Below are 17,861 nucleotides of genomic sequence, written 5' to 3'. Positions count from 1 at the left end.
CCCGCGCCGCTGCACGCATGCCGCGCTCATGGTGCGCTCATGCGTGCGGCGTCAGCGCTGCATGGACTCCCACACTTTCTGCAAGCGCTTGACCGACACCGGCATCGGCGTGCGCAATTCCTGCGCGAACAACGACACGCGCAATTCCTCCAGCATCCAGCGGAACTCGACCAGCTTCGGGTCGGTGTTCTTGCCGGCATGGCGGTCCTTGCTGGCGCGCAGATACGGCGTGGCGGCCTGCTGCCATTCCGCCATCAGCTTGGCGTCGCGCGCCGGATCGGCGCGCAGCTTTTCGATGCGCACGTTGATGGCCTTCAGGTAGCGGGGGAAATGCGCGAGCTGGCTGTACTCGTTGTCGGCCAGGAAGCGCTTGTGGACCAGGCCCTGCAGCTGACCTTGCATGTCGGCCGCCGCCTGCTGCTGCAAGCCCTGCAAGCGCTTGGGCAAGCCGTGGAATTCGGTCAGCACCTGCGCCAGCAGGCGGGCGATCTCGTTCACCAGCAGCACCAGGCGTGACTTGCCCTCGTCCTTGCGCTTGGCGAACGACGCCGCGTCGATGGGCAATGGATCCTGCAGGCAGGCGATGTCGAGCGCCTTGTTGATGATCTCGTCGCGCAACTCCTCCTGCGTGCCCATGGCCATGTATTGCATGCCCATCTGCTGCAGGCCGGGGATGCTTTTCTCGATGAACTTGATCTGGTCCTTGAGCTGCAGCGCGAACAGGCGGCGCAAGCCCACGCGATGGGTGCGCGCCGCCACGGTCGGATCGTCGAACACTTCCAGGTCGCAATGCGTGCGCTTGTCGACGAGCGCGGGGAAGCCGATCAAGGTCAGCTTGCCCTGCGCGATTTCCAGCAGTTCCGGCAATTCGCCGAAGGTCCAGCTGGTGAGGCCGGTGAGCGTGATGCCGTTGGTGGCGGCCCCCTGTCCGCCGCTGGCCGCGTCCGCCGCGCCGGTGGATGCGCCGCCCTTGCCCTGGGCGCCCTTGCCCGACGCGGCCGCGCCGCCATGCGTCTGCCTGCCAGCGCCAGCCGTACCCGCACCAGCTCCTGCGGCAGACGCGGCGCTGCCCGTGCCCAGCGCCCGCATGCTCACGCCCTGCGTGCCCGACACTTCGGCCATCTTCTGGAAGCTCTCGCGCGCCTGGGCGCCGAACTCCGCCTGCAAGGTGGCCAGGTTGCGCCCCATCTCCAGCTGGCGGCCATGCTCGTCGATCACCTTGAAATTCATGAAGTGGTGGGCCGGTAGCGTTTCCGGCTTGAAGTCCGTGGTCAGCACGGAAATCGTGATCTGCGCGCGGATGTCGGCGATGATGGCGTCGATCAGGTCGCCGCGCCCGAAGGTGCCGGCCTCCTGCACGCGTTCGCAGAACTTGGCCGCGTAATCGGGCAGCGGCACGCAATGGCGGCGCAGCTTTTGCGGCAGCGACTTCAGCAGCAGGTGCACTTTTTCCTTCAGCATGCCCGGCACCAGCCACTCGCAACGCTCGCGCGGCAACTGGTTGAGCGCGTACAGCGGCACGGCCATGGTCACGCCGTCGCGCACGCTGCCCGGCTCGAAGTGATAGGTCAGCTGCATCTCCAGCCCCGTCACCGCCATCGTTTTCGGGAACAGGTCGGTCGTCACGCCGGCCGCCTCGTGGCGCATCAGCTCGTCGCGATTCAGATACAGCAGCTTGGGTTCGGCCGCCGTGGCGTCCTTGTGCCATTTCTCGAAGCCGGCGCCGTTGACCACCTCGGCCGGGATCAGCTTGTCGTAGAACGCGGCGATCAGCTCATCGTCCACCAGCACGTCGAGCCGGCGCGACTTGTGTTCCAGGTTCTCGATTTCCTTGACCAGCTTGTGGTTGTGCGCGAAGAACGGCGCGCGCGTGTCGTAGTCGCCGCCCACCAGCGCGTCGCGGATGAAGATCTCGCGCGCCTCGGCCGGGTTGAACAGGCCGTAGTTGATGCGGCGCTGGCTGTACACGACCAGCCCGTACAGCGTGGCGCGCTCGGACGCCGTCACCTGCGCGGAACGCTTTTCCCAGCGCGGCTCGCCCCACGATTTTTTCAGCAGGTGGCCGCCCACCTTCTCCAGCCATTCGGGCTGGATCTGCGCCACGCAGCGCGCGTACAGGCGCGTGGTGTCGACCAGCTCGGCGGCCATGATCCACTTGCCCGGCTTTTTCAGCAGCGAGGAACCGGGCCAGATATGGAACTTGATGCCACGCGCGCCCAGGAAGCCGGCGCCCGGCTCGTCCTCGGACTTGAAGCCGATGTTGCCCAGCAGGCCGGTCAGCAGGGCCAGGTGCAGATTCTCGTAGGTGGCCGGGGTGTCGTTCAGACGCCAGCCCTGCTCCTTGACGATGGTCAGCAGTTGCGAGTGCACGTCGCGCCATTCGCGCAGGCGCAGCTGGGACAGGAAGTTGCTGCGGCAATTGTCCTGCAACTGGCGGTTGGTCTTCTTGTGCTCGATGGCCGATTCGAACCATTTCCAGATCTTGATGTAGCTGAGGAATTCGGACTTCTCGTCGGCGAACTTCTTGTGCGCCTCGTCGGCCGCCTGCTGGTGTTCGAGCGGCCGGTCGCGCGGGTCCTGCACTGACAGGGCCGAGGCCACGATCAGCACTTCGTTCAGGCACACGTTGTCGAGCGCGGCCAGGATCATGCGGCCCACGCGCGGGTCCAGCGGCAGCTTGGCCAGCTTGCGGCCCAGCGGCGTCAGCTGGTTGTACTCGTCCACCGCGCCCAGCTCCTGCAGCAACTGGTAACCGTCGGCGATGGCGCGCGCCAGCGGCGGCTCGATGAAGGGGAAGGTCTCCACGTCCGCCAGGTGCAGCGACTTCATGCGCAGGATGACGGAGGCCAGCGACGAGCGCAAAATCTCCGGTTCCGTGAACTTGGGGCGCTGCAGGAAATCCTGCTCCTCGTACAGGCGGATGCACACGCCGTCGGCCACGCGGCCGCAACGGCCGGCGCGCTGGTTGGCGGCCGACTGGGCGATCGGTTCGATCTGCAACTGCTCGACCTTGTTGCGGTAGCTGTAGCGCTTCACGCGCGCCAGGCCGGCGTCCACCACGTAGCGGATGCCGGGCACGGTCAGCGAGGTCTCGGCCACGTTGGTGGCCAGCACGATGCGGCGCGCGTTGGTCAGCTTGAACACGCGCTCCTGCTCCTCGGCCGACAGGCGGGCGAACAGCGGCAGGATTTCCACGTGCGGCGGATGGTGCTTGCGCAGCGCCTCGGCCGCGTCGCGGATTTCACGCTCGCCGGGCAGGAACACCAGCACGTCGCCGGAACCGATGCGGCACAGCTCGTCCACACCGTCGACCACGGCATCCATCAGGTCGCGCTTGTCGCGTGCGTTGTCTTTGGCCGGCGCGCCCTTGGCCGCCGGCTTGGGCGCGTCGCCCGTCACCAGGTCACGCTCGACCGGGCGGTAGCGCACCTCCACCTGGTACAAGCGGCCCGACACTTCGATCACCGGCGCCGGCTTTTCGGGCGAACCGAAATGGCGCGCGAAACGCTCGGCGTCGATGGTGGCCGAGGTGATGATCACCTTCAGGTCCGGCCGGCGCGGCAGCAACTGCTTCAGGTAGCCGAGCAGGAAGTCGATGTTGAGGCTGCGTTCGTGCGCCTCGTCGATGATGATGGTGTCGTAGCCCTTGAGCAGCGGGTCGGTCTGGGTTTCGGCCAGCAGGATACCGTCCGTCATCAGTTTGACGGAGGCGCCCCGGTTCAGCGTGTCGGCGAAGCGCACCTTGAAGCCCACGTGCTCGCCCAGCGGCGAGCCCAGTTCCTGGGCGATGCGCTTGGCGGTGGACGAGGCGGCGATCCGGCGCGGCTGGGTGTGGCCGATCAAGCCGTTCTGGCCCCGGCCCAGTTGCAGGCAAATCTTGGGCAGCTGGGTGGTCTTGCCCGAGCCCGTCTCGCCGGACACGATGATGACCTGGTTGTTCCGCAACGCCTCGGCGATCTCGTGGCGGCGGCCCGACACCGGCAAGTCCTCCGGGAAGGTGATAGTCGGCAGCGGATTGCGGAACGCCGCCTCGGCCGCCCTGGCCGCCTGTTCCTCCGGCGTCAGGCGCGGCCGCGCCCCGTCCCTGCGCGGCCGACCGTCCTGCTGGGCCTGCGCGCGCGGCTGCCCCGCCCCCTCACGGCGCGGCTGTCCTTGCGGACGGGCCGTTCCTTCCTGACGCGGCTGCTCTTGCGGACGGGCCGTCCCCTCCTGGCGTGGCTGCCCTTGCGGACGGGCTGTCCCCTCCTGGCGTGGCTGCCCTTGCGGACGGGCTGTCCCCTCCTGGCGTGGCTGCCCTTGCGGACGAGCGCCGCCCTCCTGGCGCGGTTGCCCTTGCGGGCGAGCCGTCCCCTCTTGGCGCGGCTGCCCTTGCGGACGTGCCGTCCCCTCCTGACGCGCCGGTCCTTGCGCCGCCGCCCCGTCGCCGCGCCGCTCCCCTTGCGGACGCGGCTGCCCCTGCTGCGGCTGGTGGCGGGGGGCTGGCCGGTGGCGCGGCTGGGCGGTTTGCTGGCTGTTGGGTGTAACTGGGGGCTTGTTGCTGGCTTCTGACATTGTTTTTTACATGGTTTTGGCGCGGGACGTCGCGCAGCGAATTATAATGCGCCAAATGGAAAATCCTACCCAATTCGTCCACTGGCTGCGCTCGGTCGCGCCGTACATCCACGCCTTTCGTGGCAAGACCTTCGTGGTCGCCTTCCCCGGGGAGCTGGTGGCCGCCGGCGCCCTGCAGGTGCTGGCGCACGATCTGTCGCTGCTGCACGCGCTCGACATCAACGTCACCGTCGTCTACGGCTCGCGCCCGCAGGTGGCCGAGCAACTGGCCCTGCGCAACGTGGAAGGCCGCTTCCACAACGGCGTGCGCATCACCGACCCGGCCGCCATGGAGTGCGCCAAGGAGGCCGCCGGCGAGCTGCGCCTGGACATCGAGGCCGCCTTCAGCCAGGGCTTGCCGAACACGCCGATGGCGCACGCGGCCATCCGCATCATCTCGGGCAACTTCATCACGGCCCGCCCGCTGGGCGTGATCGACGGGGTCGACCTGGAGATGACGGGCATCACCCGCAAGGTCGACGCCGAAACCATCCATTCCATCCTCGGCTCGGACGGCCTGGTGCTGCTGTCGCCGCTGGGCTTCTCGCCCACCGGCGAGGCGTTCAACCTGACCATGGAGGACGTGGCCTGCAGCGCCGCCATCGCCCTGCACGCCGACAAGCTGATCTTCATCACGGAAACGGAGATGATGACCGACGCCGGCGGCGCGGAGATCCGCGAACTGTCGTCGCACCAGGCCCAGGCCGTGCTGCAGGCCGGTTTCCTGCCCGACGCCACCGCGTTCTACCTCAAGCACTGCGTGAAGGCCTGCGAGAACGGCGTCGAGCGCTCGCACATCGTGCCGTTCGCGATGGACGGCTCGGCCCTGCTGGAACTGTTCACCCACGACGGCGTGGGCACCATGATCAGCCACGAGAACCTGGAAAGCCTGCGCCAGGCCACCATCGAGGACGTGGGCGGCATCATCAAACTGATCGAGCCGCTGGAGGCGGACGGCACGCTGGTCAAGCGCGGGCGCGAACTGATCGAGCGCGAAATCGACTACTTCTCCGTCATCGAGCACGACGGCGTGATCTTCGGCTGCGCCGCGCTGTACCCGTTCCCGGAACAAAAGATGGCCGAAATGGCATGCCTGACCGTCAACCCCGAGGTGCAGGCCCAGGGCGACGGCGAGCGCATCCTCAAGCACATGGAGAACCGCGCGCGCGCCATCGGCCTGACCAAGCTGTTCGTGCTCACCACCCGCACCTCGCACTGGTTCCAGAAGCGCGGCTTCGTGCCGGCCACCGTGGACGCGCTGCCCAAGGACCGCCAGCGCATGTATAACTGGCAGCGCAAATCCCAGGTGCTGATTAAGTCTTTATAATCCTTATTTTCCTTACCGCTTTAGGAGTAACTCAGATGGCCCGCACCGTGCATTGCATCAAACTCAACAAAGAAGCCGAAGGGCTGGATTTCCCGCCCTATCCTGGCGAGTTGGGCAAGAAGATCTATGAATCCGTCTCGAAGGAAGCCTGGGCCGCCTGGCTCAAGCACCAGACCATGCTGGTCAACGAGAACCGCCTGAACCTGGCCGACCAGCGCGCGCGCAAATACCTGGCCACGCAGATGGAAAAGCATTTCTTCGGCGACGGCGCCGACGCGGCCCAGGGGTACGTCCCGCCGACGGAGTAAGACCAACGCCGGCCGGCCCCGCGCGCGGGACCGGCCCGCATCACATGGCCCGGCACTGGCGCAGTTCGCAGCGGGCCATGAACACCGTGCCATTATCGCAAGCCATGCGATAAACCTCGACCGGCCCCGGCGCGCTGACGCGCCCGGCGCCCAGGCCGCCCATGCAGCCGCGCTGGCGCGCCAGCCGTTCCACGGTGGTCGACGACACGCCGGCCTGGAACGGCACTTTCTCGATTTCCACCCCGTCGAAGCGCACCAGCGGCGTGCCATCGGCCGCCACCGTGCGCGGCGCCGGCTGCCGCGCGGCCTCGACGGCGGCCGCGGCCGCCGCGTCCTCGCGCGCGCGCGACGGCAGCCAGGAACAGCCGCCCAACAACAAACTGCTCAGCAAGGCGCACGACGACAGCAGGACTGGCGAAACTGACGATGGTTTCATGGATGGGCCAGTCAATGCATCAGAACGCCAGCTTGCGCACGCCTTCGGGCGTGCCCAGCAGGCAGACGTTGGCGCCACGGGCGGCGAACAGGCCGTTGGCCACCACGCCGACGATCTGGTTGATCTGCTGCTCCAGCGTCAGCGGGTCGGCGATGGACAGCCCCACCACGTCGATGATCTCGCAGCAGTTGTCGGTGATGAAAGCCTGGTCGGAGCCGGCCTGCAGGCGCAGGCGCGGCTCGCCGCCCAGCGTGGCCAGGCGGCGCATGACGGCCGCGCGCGCCATCGGCAGCACTTCCACCGGCAGCGGGAACTTGCCCAGCACCTCGACCAGCTTGGAGCCGTCGGCGATGCACACGAACTGGCGCGACACGGAGGCCACGATCTTCTCGCGCGTCAGGGCCGCGCCGCCGCCCTTGATCATGGCGCCGGCGGCCGTGATCTCGTCGGCGCCGTCGACGTAGACGGAAATCTCGGGCACATGGTTCAGGTCGTACACGGCGATGCCATGGCCGGCCAGGCGCGAGGCCGTCGCTTCCGACGACGCCACGGCGCCCTTGATGCGGTGCTTGATCTTGGCCAGCTCGTCGATGAAGAAATTGGCCGTGGAGCCGGTGCCCACACCGATGATTTCGCCGTCGACCACGTAGTCGATGGCGGCGCGGGCGACCGCCTGTTTCAGTTCGTCTTGAGTCATGATTGCTTCTAAGTGGGTAGGAAAATGGCGCTATTTTAACGGATCGCCCGCCGCCGGCCCGCTTTTGCCGCAAAAATTGCGCTTGAACAATCCGACGCGCCGCCACTGTCGCACACTTGCACACGTTGCCCGCGTGCTTGGCCTGTGGCGGGCGCGATTGTGCGAGAATGGACCATGCCCGTCACATTCAGGAATCGTCATGGAGCAACGCAAAACCGTACTGATCGTCGATGACAGCCGCGTCTCGCGCATGATGGCGCGCCAGTACATCGCGGCCCTGCACCCGCACTGGGCGATCGAGGAGGCGGCCAGCGGCGAGGAGGCGCTGGCGCGCGCGCCCGCGCTGGCGCCCGACTTGATTTTGATGGACGTCAACATGCCCGGCATGGGCGGCGTGGCCGCCGCCGAACAGCTGCGCCAGCAGTTCCCCGGCACGGCCATCTCGCTGCTGACGGCCAACGTGCAAAGCGCCACGCGCGAGCGGGCGGCCCAGATCGGTGTCGGCTTCATGGAAAAACCGATCACCGAGGCCCGCATCGCCCAGCTGGTCGCCGTGCTGGAAGCCTGAGCGCCATGTTCAACCTGAGCGAACTGGAAAACGACGCGCTGGTCGAAATCTTCAACATCGGCGTCGGACAGGCGGCCTCGGCCATGAGCGCCATCGTCAACGAGGAAGTGCGCATGTCGGTGCCCTCGATCCGCTTCATGCAGCGCACGGCGGCGGCCCGCCTGCTGGGTGGCCAGGACGTGCCGGCCGAGCGCATCTGCGGCGTCAGCCAGCATTACGCGGGCGCGTTCGACACCGAAGCGATCCTCATGTTCCCCGAGGACAAGAGCCTGGAGATCGTGCGCCTGATGGTGGGCGAGGCCGTGCCGCTCAAGGAATTGACGGAGATGGAGCAGGAAGCGCTGTGCGAGATCGGCAACATCATCCTCAACGCCTGCGTCGGCACGCTGGCCAACATCTTCCAGCGCGAGCTGCACGGCACCCTGCCCGAATACCACGTGGGCACCAGCGACGAGATCCTGACGGCCTCGGGCAGCGTGGCCGACACCATCGTGCTGATGCTGCACATCGATTTCGTGCTGGAAAAGCACCAGATCCACGGCTACGTCGCCTTCATCCTCGACATCACCGCCCTGCATGACCTGAAGGAACAGATCAACCTCTACATCGCGCGCGCGATGGGCCAGGCTTGACGCCATGGACACGGACGGCGCGCGCCTGATGCTGCTGCAACAAGTGCTGGGCAACCTGAACGTGGGCGCCATCGTGCTCGACGGCGAACGCCGCATCGTGCTGTGGAACAACTGGATGGCGCGCCGCACGGGCCGCAGCGCCGACAGCGTGGCCGGCTGTGACTTGCTGGCCGTGTTCCCCGAACTGCGCGGGCAGCGCGTGGACGCGGCCGTGGCCCAGGCGCTGCACGACAATTTCCCCTCGCTGCTGTCGCAAAGCCTGAACAAGGCCCCGTTCCCCCTGTACGCGAGCGCGGCGGCGGCCGCGCGCGGCGAGCGCGTGCAGCAGGCGGTGGAGGTGACGCCGATCGCCGTGGCCGGCGCGGCCCGCCACTGCCTGATCCAGATCAACGACGTCAGCCTGGCCGTGGGCCGGGAAAAACTGCTGCGCGAGCAAACCATGGTGCTGCGCTCGCAAACCTTCTCCGACGGCCTGACGGGCATCGCCAACCGCCGCCATTTCGACGTGGCGATCGAGAAGGAGCACCGGCGCGCGCGGCGCGGCGGGATACCGCTGTCGCTGCTGATGATCGACATCGACAACTTCAAGGCCTACAACGACCACTACGGCCATCCGCAGGGCGACCAGTGCCTGATCCAGGTGGCCGCCGCGCTGGCGGCCATGCTCAAGCGGCCGTGCGACCTGGTGGCGCGCTACGGCGGCGAGGAATTCGCCGCCATCCTGCCCGACACCGACGCCGAGCAGGCGTGGCAGATGGCCGAAGCGATCCGGCTGCGCGCCATCGAGCTGGCCATCCCTCACCTGCCGGACGGCGAGGGGCAGCTGGTCACGGTCAGCATCGGCATCGCCACCCGCCACGCCGACAGCACGGCCGACGCCGCCGCCCTGATCAACGCCGCCGACCGCGCCCTGTACCAGGCCAAGCGCGACGGCCGCAACCGCGTGGCGGCGCAGGCGCTGGCTTAGCCCTCCTCCGGGGGCAGCGCCGTCAACCATGGAAGGCATCGAGCGGCAGCGTCACGGTGAAAACGGTGCCCTTGCCCAGCTCACTGTAGACGGCGATGCGGCCATCGAGCACGCCGTGCACCAGGTTGTAGACGATGTTCAGCCCCAGCCCCGAGCCGCCCTTGCCCAGCTTGGTCGTGAAGAACGGATCGTAGATGCGCCCCAGGTGCTCGGGCGCGATGCCGGCGCCGTCGTCGCGCACCTCCAGTTCGACCCAGCCGTCGTCGCGCGCGCGGGCGCGCACGGCCACGCATCCGCCGTGGGCGCCGTCGAAGCCGTGGATGACGGCGTTGTTGACCAGGTTCGTCACCACCTGCCCCACCGCGCCCGGATAGCTGCGCATGCGGATGCCGGGCGGGACCTCATGCGTGATGGCGACCCCGCAGTTCTTCAGCGACGGCCACAGGGTCAGCAGGATTTCCGTGACCACCTCGTCGAGCAGGAACTCGCGGCCCTGTGAACTGGCGCGGTCCACCGCCACCTGCTTGAAGCTGGCCACCAGGTCCACCGCGCGGTTCAGGTTGCGCAGCATGATGTCGGCGGCCTGGTGCACCTCCGCCAGATGCGCCTCCAGCGCCGACTTGCGCAGGCCGCCCGCCATCTCGCCCTCGAACAGGCGCACATGGTCGGCCAGCGAACTGGCCGCCAGCAAGCCGTTGCCGATCGGCGTGTTCAGTTCGTGCGCCACGCCCGCCACCAGCGAGCCCAGCGCCGCCAGCTTCTCGCTGCGCACCAGGTCGTCCTGCGTCATCTTCAGCGATTCGAGCGACTGCTCCAGTTCCGCATTGGTCTCCTGCAGCGCGAAGGTGCGTTCCTCCAGCCGGTCGCGCATGACCTTCATCGCATACAGCAGGCTGGCGCGGTCGCGCGGCGCGAGGGCGATGTCGACGTCCATGTGGCCGGCGGCGATCTGGCGCGCGATGGCGGTCGCGTAATCGGGCTCGCCGCCCAGTTGCCGCAGCAGCGAGCGCGTGATGCCGAAGGTGATGACGACACTGAGCGCCGCCGCGAAGGCGCTCAGCGCCAGCATGACGACGCGGGCCCGCTGGTAGGACGAGCCGATCTCGCGCCTGGCCTGCTCCATCAGCGCGCTCTCGTGCTGCTGCAACTTGCCCAGCGCGCGGAAGTAGTCGGTCTGGTAGGGGTCCAGATCGACCAGCAGCAGGTTCTTGGCCTCGCCGTGCCGCCCGTCGGCCAGCAGCGCGATGAATTCCTCCTGGTTGAAGGTGTAGGCAGAGCGGATAATCTCGATCTCTTGCAGGATCTCCTTGCCCGCCCCGTCCCGCACGTTCGCATTGAGCTGGTTCATCAACGCCGTCACGCGCACCTTGGCGCGCGCGATGTCGTCGAGCTGCCCCTTGATCTGATCGGGCTCGGTCATGATGAGCGTGTTGCGCATGGCGCGCGCGACCTCGCCCAATTCACCGATGACCTCATTGACCAGCAGTGTGTTCGGGTATTTGTCGCGCAGCGCCTCGTCCGTCGTGCGGCTCAACGCGCCCAGCCTGGCGATGCCCACCAGTGTCATCGCGATCAGCAGCACGATGACGAAGCCGTAGCCGAACGCCAGGCGCTGGCCGATCTTCAGGTGCGGGAGGCGCATGGCCACAGTGGTTTCAGCCTACCTGGCATCGATGCCGAACACCGTCTTGTTCGCAACGGGCATCAGCTGCCCGATGTTCCTGCTGGTGGCCACCAGGATGGGCACCATGATCTGCTTGGGCGGCACCTTGCCATGCAGGCTCTCGACCAGCGCCTCCGCCGACTTCACCCCCATCAGGTAAGGCTGCTGCATGCCGCACGCCACCAGCGGCCCGGTCCTGAGCAGCTCCGCCACCTCCGGCATGGCGTCGAACGAACCCACCAGCACCTCGTTCTGTCTTTTCGCGGCCTTGATGGCGTGCAGCGCGCCCATCGTGGGCTGGTCGGTTTCGACGAAGATGCTGCGCAGCCGGGGCGTGGCCGCCAGCAGGCTCTTGACGAAACCACTGGTCTCGTCGGCCGAGTAAGTCTGCATCTGGCGCAGGCCCCCTTCGTGCGTGATGCCGGCATCCTTCATCGCGTCGCGGAAGCCGTTGGAGCGGTCCTGGCCATTCTTGCGCGCCAGCGAAATGGTCACCAGCGCGTAGGGATCGCCCTGCCAGCCCTTTTCCTTGAGCGCGGCCGCCACCGCCGTGCCCACCTCGTAGGCGCCACGGTAGTTGTCGGACTTGATGTAGGAGACGTACTGGCCGCTGTTGGTGCCGATATCGGCGATCACCACCGGCACGCCGGCCTTGCGCGCCAGCTCCAGCGTGTCGGGCGCGGTCTGGCTGTCGACGGGCGAGATCACGATGCCGGCCACGCCACGCGCGATGGCCTCGCGCGCATGCTGCAACTGGGTCTGCGGATTGAGCTGGCTGTCCAGCACGCGGTAGGTGTAGCCGTTGGCCAGCGCGACCGATTCCACCCCCTTGCCCATCGTGCCCCAGAACGGCAAGTCCAGCTTGGCCGTGATGTACACGATCTCCTTGCCAGCCGCGGCAGCCTGGCCGCCCCCGAACAAGGCGCTGAACGCCATGGCGCACGCCACGCCATGCCGCAGGAACGAGCGACGCTTCATCTTGGCTCTCTCATGGGTAGTGACAACAGGATGGATTTCACGGCACCTCTCCCCGGCGAAGAAAGTTCACGTGTGCAAGTACTGTTTTACTCCCGGCATGGGTGGCCGTCAAACAAAACTTGGAATGTGTGCATGGCTGTCAACAAAGAATGCACCATATAAAAAATCAAAAAAAAACGACGCACGCGGCGTCGTTTTCCTGAGCGATCCCGGTAAGGTCAGCGCAGGCTGCTGGCCGCCTTGGCCAGGTCCGTGATGCGGTCCCAGTTGCCGGCGGCGATGGCGTCCTTCGGCGTCAACCACGAGCCGCCCACGCAGGCCACGTTCTTCAGCGCCAGGAACTGCGACGCCGTCTCCTGCGAGATGCCGCCCGTGGGGCAGAACGTCACGTCCGGCAGCGGGCCGCCGATGGCGCTCAGCATGCCCACGCCGCCGGCCGGCACGGCCGGGAACAGCTTCAACTGCTGGAAGCCGTGCTCGCGCGCGGCCATCACTTCGGACGGCGTCATCACGCCCGGCAGCAGCGGCAGGCCGCTGCTCTTGGCGGCCGCGATCAGGGCCGGCGTGAGGCCGGGCGAGACGCCGAACACGGCGCCGGCGTCGCGCGCGGCGGCGAATTCCTCGGGCTGGGTCAGCGTGCCCACGCCGACGATGGCGCCTTCCACGGCCGACATGGCGCGGATCGCGCCCAGGCCATGCTTGGTGCGCAGCGTCACTTCCAGCACACGGATGCCGCCGGCCACCAGCGCGCGCGCCAGCGGGACGGCATGTTCAGGATCGTCGATCGCGATCACGGGGATCACGGCCGAGGTACGCATAATATCGAGCAGAGTCATGGTCATGGCTTAGGCTTCTTTCTTCATCGAGAAATCTTCATCGGAACCGGGCACGGTGTTGCCCACCGGGTCGGCGTCATGCAGGCCGACCGTGGTCGGGATCGGCGACGGCAGCCCGAACGTGGTGGCGCCCTGCTCGGCCGCGCTCACGCTGGCGCGGAACATGGAGAACAATTCGCGCCCCATGCCCACGGCGTTGGGCGACAGGTCGGCCGTGGCCAGCGCGCGCGCGCACCACTCGTCCGACGGCACCAGCGCCTCCAGCGCGCCGGTGGCCGCGTCGAGGCGGATCATGTCGCCGTCGCGCACCAGGCCCAGCGGACCGCCGGCCAGGATCTCCGGCGACACGTGGATCGCGGCCGGCACCTTGCCCGACGCGCCCGACATGCGGCCATCCGTCACCAGCGCCACGCGGCGGCCGGCGTCCTGCAGGTTGGCCAGCGCCGGGGTCAGCGCGTGCAGTTCCGGCATGCCGTTGGCGCGCGGGCCCTGGAAGCGCAGCACGGCCACGAAGTCGCGATCGAGCTTGCCGGCCTTGTAGGCGGCCATGAACTCCTCCTGCGAGTTGAACACCAGCGCCGGCGCTTCCACCGAGCGGTGCTGCGGCTTGACGGCAGACACCTTCATCACGGCGCGGCCCAGGTTACCCTTGACCAGCACCATGCCGCCGTCGGCCGAGAATGGCGCGCTGGCCTTGCGCAGCACGCCCTCGTCGCCCGATTCCAGCGGCGACGCCTGCCACACCACGCCCTGGCCGTCCTCCGACAGGAACGGCTCGCCGCAGTGCGCGCGCAGGCCCTTGCCCAGGATGGTGGTGACGTCGTCGTGCAGCAGGCCGGCGTCCAGCAGTTCGCGGATCACGAAGCCGGTGCCGCCGGCCGCGTGGAAGTGGTTCACGTCGGCCTCGCCGTTCGGGTAGATGCGCGTCAGCAGCGGCACGGCGGCCGACAGTTCATTGAAGTCGTCCCAGTCGATCACGATGCCGGCCGCCTTGGCGATGGCCACCAGGTGCAGCGTGTGGTTGGTCGAGCCGCCCGTGGCCAGCAGGCCGACGATGGCGTTGACGATGCACTTCTCGTCGACGATGTGGCCGACCGGCAGATAGTTGTCGCTCTGGGCCGTGATCTGGGCCGCGCGCTTGGCGGCGGCCGCCGTCAGCGCGTCGCGCAGCGGGGTGCCGGGGGTGATGAAGGCGGCGCCCGGCAGGTGCAGGCCCATCACCTCCATCAGCATCTGGTTGCTGTTGGCCGTGCCGTAGAAGGTGCAGGTGCCGGCGCCATGGTAGGACTTGGCCTCGCCTTCCAGCAGTTCCTCGCGGGTGGCCTTGCCTTGCGCGTACAGCTGGCGCACCTTGGCCTTGTCGGAGTTGGACAGGCCGCTCGTCATCGGGCCGGCCGGCACGAACACGGCCGGCAGATGGCCGAAGTGCAGCGCGCCGATCAGCAGGCCCGGCACGATCTTGTCGCACACGCCCAGGTACAGGGCCGAGTCGAACATATTGTGCGACAGCGCCACGGCCGTGCCCATGGCGATGGCGTCGCGCGAGAACAGCGACAGTTCCATGCCGGGCTGGCCCTGGGTCACGCCATCGCACATGGCCGGCACGCCGCCGGCGAACTGCGCCACCGCGCCCACTTCGCGCACGGCCTCCTTGATGATGCGGGGGAAGCTCTCGAACGGCTGGTGCGCCGACAGCATGTCGTTGTAGGCCGAGACGATGGCCACGGAAGGCTTCTTCACTTCCTTCAGCACCAGCTTGTCGTTGGCCGGGAAGGCGGCGAAGCCGTGCGCCAGGTTGGTGCACGACAGCGCGCCGCGCTGCACGCCCTTGACGCGGGCCGCCTCCAGGTGGGCCAGGTAGGCGCCGCGCGAAGGTTTGCTGCGCGCGATAATCCGCGCCGTTACGGTTTCAAGTACAGGATGCACCGCCATGATCGTTCCTTATGAATGAAGAATTCGGTGAAATTTTACTACAAAAATTCCGACATTCCGATCTTTTATCGCATCTTTTTTGTCACAGCCATGCAAAAACAGCCCGATCCGGCCTAAGGGACGGGTGAAGGAAACCCATGCCGCGTAAGGCCGCGCACGAAAGTGTAGTGAATTTACCTGTTTTTCATGTATTATTAGCCATCCGAACCGCAAGCCACCGCTGTCCGGTGCGCTTTTCGCCCCCAGCCACATTACGACGCCAACCGACGCCAACTATTATGCGCCTGCCCTCCCTCTCCGCCACGGCCAGCTTCCAGGCCCTCGAATCCCATGCCGCCACGGCCCGCCAGTGGACGTTGCGCGACCTGTTCGCCCAGGATGCCCAGCGCTTTCCCAAGCTGACCGTGGACGCGGCCGGCCTGTTCCTCGACTATTCCAAGAACCGGCTGGACGCCACCACCATGGAGCTGCTGCTGGACCTGGCGCGCGAGCGCGGCGTGGAGCGCCAGCGCGACGCCATGTTCGCGGGCGAGAAGATCAATCTTACCGAGCAACGGGCCGTGCTGCACACGGCCTTGCGTATGCCGCGCGGCAATAAACTGGTGGTCGACGGCCAGGACGTGGCGCACGACGTGCACGCGGTGCTGGACCGCATCAAGGATTTCACCGACCGCGTGCGCAGCGGCGCCTGGACCGGCCACACCGGCAAGGCCATCACGGACGTGGTCAACATCGGCATCGGCGGCTCCGACCTCGGTCCGAAGATGGTGTGCCTGGCGCTGCGCTCGTACGCGCACCCGCGCCTGAAGATGCACTTCGTCTCCAACGTGGACGGCCACGACATGGACGCCGTGCTGGAACAGGTCAATCCCGAGACGACGCTGTTCATCGTCGCCTCCAAAACCTTCGTGACCGCCGAGACCATGCTCAACGCGCAGACCGCGCGCCGCTGGTTCCTGCGCGGCGCCGGCGAGGACGCGCTGGCGCGCCATTTCGTGGCCGTATCCACCAACACGGAGGCGATCAAGGCGTTCGGCATCGACCCGGCCAACATGTTCCCGTTCTGGGACTGGGTGGGCGGCCGTTATTCCGTGTGGTCGTCGATCGGCCTGGCCGTGGCGCTGTCGGTGGGCTTTGGCTACTTCAGCGACTTCCTGGCCGGCGCGCACGCGCTGGACGAGCATTTCCAAACCGCGCCGCTGGCCGAGAACATGCCGGTGCTGCTGGCCCTGGTGGGCTTCTGGAACCGCCAGTTCCTCGGCTGCAGCTCGCTGTCGATCGCGCCCTACCACCAGGACCTGAGCCGCTTCCCGGCCTACCTGCAGCAGCTCGACATGGAAAGCAACGGCAAGCGCGTCACGCGCGACGGCGCCGACGTGGGCGTGCCCACCTGCCCGGTGGTGTGGGGCGAATGCGGCACCAACGCCCAACACGCCTACTTCCAGCTGCTGCACCAGGGCACGGATGTGACGCCGATCGACTTCATCGCCGCGCTGCGCCCCACCCACGACCTGGCGGGCCACCACGACGCGCTGCTGGCCAACTGCTTCGCCCAGTCGGAAGCGTTCATGACGGGCAAGACGGCCGACGAGGTGCGGGCCGACCTGCGCGCGCAACATCTCAGCGCCGAGCAGATCGAGGCGCTGGTGCCGCACAAGACCTTCCCCGGCAACCGCCCCAGCAACACCATCCTCATGGACCAGCTCACGCCGCCGCTACTGGGCGCGCTGATCGCGCTGTACGAGCACAAGACCTTCGTGCAGGGCGTGCTGTGGAACGTGAACAGCTTCGACCAATGGGGCGTGGAACTGGGCAAGGTGCTGGCAAAGAACATCCACGCGGAGCTGACGGGCGAGATCGCGCCCGAGCGCCACGACAGCTCGACCAACGGCCTGATTATCATGGCCAAGGCCGCGCAGCACCTGTAAATCCGAAAACCGGGGTCTGACCCCATACACCGGGGTCAATCCGAAAACCGGGGTCTGACCCCATACACCGGGGTCAGACCCCTAGCCTCCTTCGAGCAATGTTATGAGCAAATACGAGATCATCCCCGCCTTCGACGCCGTCATGCAGGTCGGCGAATGCCCGCTGTGGCATCCCGGGGAACAGGCCCTGTACTGGGTCGATATCGAGGGTTTCGCCGTGCACCGGCTGGTGCCGGCCACCGGCGCGCACCGCAAGTGGCCGATGGCGAGCGAGCCGTCGGCGCTGGCGCGCAACGAGAACGGCGGCCTGATCGTCGCGCTGCGCCGCGGCTTCGTCCACCTGAACACGGACAGCGGCGAGCTGACCGACATCGCGCCGGCGCCCTACGACACGGCCACCACCCGCTTCAACGACGGCCGCGCCGACGCGGCGGGCCGCTTCTGGGTCGGCACCATCTATGAGCCGCGCGACCGCCAGGCGGCCGAGATGTACGTGCTCGAACAGGGCGAGGTGCGCAAGGTCTGGTCGGGCGGCATGACCGTCTCGAACGGCCTCGGATTCAGTCCCGACCAGCACACCATGTATCACAGCGACACGACGGCGCACCGCATCACCCGCTACGCCTACGACCTGGCCAGCGGCAGCGTGTCCGAGCCGCGCACGCTGATGCAGTTCTCGACCGACCGCACGCACAACTACGGCGGCCGCCCGGACGGCGCGGCCGTCGACAGCGACGGCAACTACTGGTGCGCCATGTTCGAAGGGGCGCGCGTGCTCAAGCTGTCCCCGGACGGCGTAATCCTCGACGAAATCGCGCTGCCCGCCCGCTGCCCCACGATGGTGGCGTTCGGCGGCGACGACCTGCGCACGCTGTACATCACCAGCGCCAGCTACAAGCGCCCGGCCGGCGAGGCGGAACAATATCCGCACACGGGCCGCGTCCTGTCGGTACGGGTGGATGTGGCGGGGCGGGTTGAACCGGCTTACATCGAATAGCA

General features: G+C 67.4%; 14 protein-coding genes. 7 read left to right on the top strand and 7 right to left on the bottom strand.

Annotated elements, in window-relative coordinates; all coding sequences use genetic code 11:
* Nucleotides 1-51: 51 nt before the first annotated feature.
* Entirely contained in the window at nt 52-4,551 is a 4,500-nt protein-coding gene (gene hrpA / locus AC1RQG_RS23455) for an ATP-dependent RNA helicase HrpA (RefSeq protein ID WP_493135054.1), read from the bottom strand.
* A 55-nt stretch (nt 4,552-4,606) separates the two neighbouring features.
* Here hrpA and argA point away from each other — a divergent pair, with 55 nt between their 5' ends.
* Nucleotides 4,607-5,917 carry an amino-acid N-acetyltransferase gene (argA, locus tag AC1RQG_RS23450; RefSeq protein ID WP_493135052.1) on the top strand — a complete coding sequence of 437 codons (1,311 nt, stop codon included), beginning with the start codon at nt 4,607-4,609 and terminating at the stop codon, nt 5,915-5,917.
* A 35-nt stretch (nt 5,918-5,952) separates the two neighbouring features.
* Nucleotides 5,953-6,225 carry an oxidative damage protection protein gene (locus AC1RQG_RS23445; protein WP_182152168.1) on the top strand — a complete coding sequence of 91 codons (273 nt, stop codon included), beginning with the start codon at nt 5,953-5,955 and terminating at the stop codon, nt 6,223-6,225.
* Nucleotides 6,226-6,265: 40 nt separating this feature from the next.
* Here AC1RQG_RS23445 and AC1RQG_RS23440 read toward each other — a convergent pair whose 3' ends face one another.
* Entirely contained in the window at nt 6,266-6,661 is a 396-nt protein-coding gene (locus AC1RQG_RS23440; RefSeq protein WP_493135050.1) for a hypothetical protein, read from the bottom strand.
* Between the two features lie 19 nt (nt 6,662-6,680).
* On the bottom strand, nt 6,681-7,358 hold the full coding sequence (gene rpiA / locus AC1RQG_RS23435) for a ribose-5-phosphate isomerase RpiA (protein ID WP_493135048.1): 678 nt from the start codon (nt 7,356-7,358) through the stop codon (nt 6,681-6,683).
* Nucleotides 7,359-7,557: 199 nt separating this feature from the next.
* Here rpiA and AC1RQG_RS23430 point away from each other — a divergent pair, with 199 nt between their 5' ends.
* The 3 genes from AC1RQG_RS23430 to AC1RQG_RS23420 are packed head-to-tail and all read left to right on the top strand — an operon-like array spanning nt 7,558 to nt 9,525.
* Complete coding sequence (locus tag AC1RQG_RS23430) at nt 7,558-7,926, top strand: response regulator (protein WP_493135046.1); 369 nt, start codon at nt 7,558-7,560, stop codon at nt 7,924-7,926.
* Between the two features lie 5 nt (nt 7,927-7,931).
* Entirely contained in the window at nt 7,932-8,558 is a 627-nt protein-coding gene (locus AC1RQG_RS23425; protein ID WP_493135044.1) for a chemotaxis protein CheC, read from the top strand.
* A gap of 4 nt (nt 8,559-8,562) precedes the next feature.
* Entirely contained in the window at nt 8,563-9,525 is a 963-nt protein-coding gene (locus tag AC1RQG_RS23420; protein ID WP_493135042.1) for a GGDEF domain-containing protein, read from the top strand.
* Nucleotides 9,526-9,547: 22 nt separating this feature from the next.
* Here AC1RQG_RS23420 and AC1RQG_RS23415 read toward each other — a convergent pair whose 3' ends face one another.
* The 4 genes from AC1RQG_RS23415 to edd form a co-directional block, all read right to left on the bottom strand.
* Entirely contained in the window at nt 9,548-11,167 is a 1,620-nt protein-coding gene (locus AC1RQG_RS23415) for an ATP-binding protein (RefSeq protein ID WP_493135100.1), read from the bottom strand.
* Between the two features lie 18 nt (nt 11,168-11,185).
* Nucleotides 11,186-12,166, bottom strand: coding sequence for a substrate-binding domain-containing protein (locus tag AC1RQG_RS23410; RefSeq protein WP_493135040.1), 981 nt, complete (start codon nt 12,164-12,166; stop codon nt 11,186-11,188).
* Nucleotides 12,167-12,384: 218 nt separating this feature from the next.
* A complete protein-coding gene (eda, locus tag AC1RQG_RS23405; RefSeq protein WP_493135038.1) occupies nt 12,385-13,008 on the bottom strand; it encodes a bifunctional 4-hydroxy-2-oxoglutarate aldolase/2-dehydro-3-deoxy-phosphogluconate aldolase in 624 nt (207 codons plus the stop codon).
* A 3-nt stretch (nt 13,009-13,011) separates the two neighbouring features.
* Complete coding sequence (edd, locus tag AC1RQG_RS23400; RefSeq protein WP_493135036.1) at nt 13,012-14,934, bottom strand: phosphogluconate dehydratase; 1,923 nt, start codon at nt 14,932-14,934, stop codon at nt 13,012-13,014.
* A 278-nt stretch (nt 14,935-15,212) separates the two neighbouring features.
* On the opposite strand from edd, the gene pgi reads away from it, so the two are divergent.
* Nucleotides 15,213-16,862, top strand: a complete 1,650-nt coding sequence (pgi, locus tag AC1RQG_RS23395) for a glucose-6-phosphate isomerase (protein WP_493135035.1) — start codon at nt 15,213-15,215, stop codon at nt 16,860-16,862.
* A gap of 103 nt (nt 16,863-16,965) precedes the next feature.
* Nucleotides 16,966-17,859, top strand: a complete 894-nt coding sequence (locus tag AC1RQG_RS23390; RefSeq protein WP_493135034.1) for an SMP-30/gluconolactonase/LRE family protein — start codon at nt 16,966-16,968, stop codon at nt 17,857-17,859.
* Nucleotides 17,860-17,861: the final 2 nt, after the last annotated feature.

The sequence above is a fragment of the Rugamonas sp. GW822-FHT03B10 genome (genome assembly GCF_058801745.1).
The sequence above is the reverse complement of the archived record's forward strand: the minus strand, read 5'-3'. Positions and strand labels throughout refer to the sequence as shown.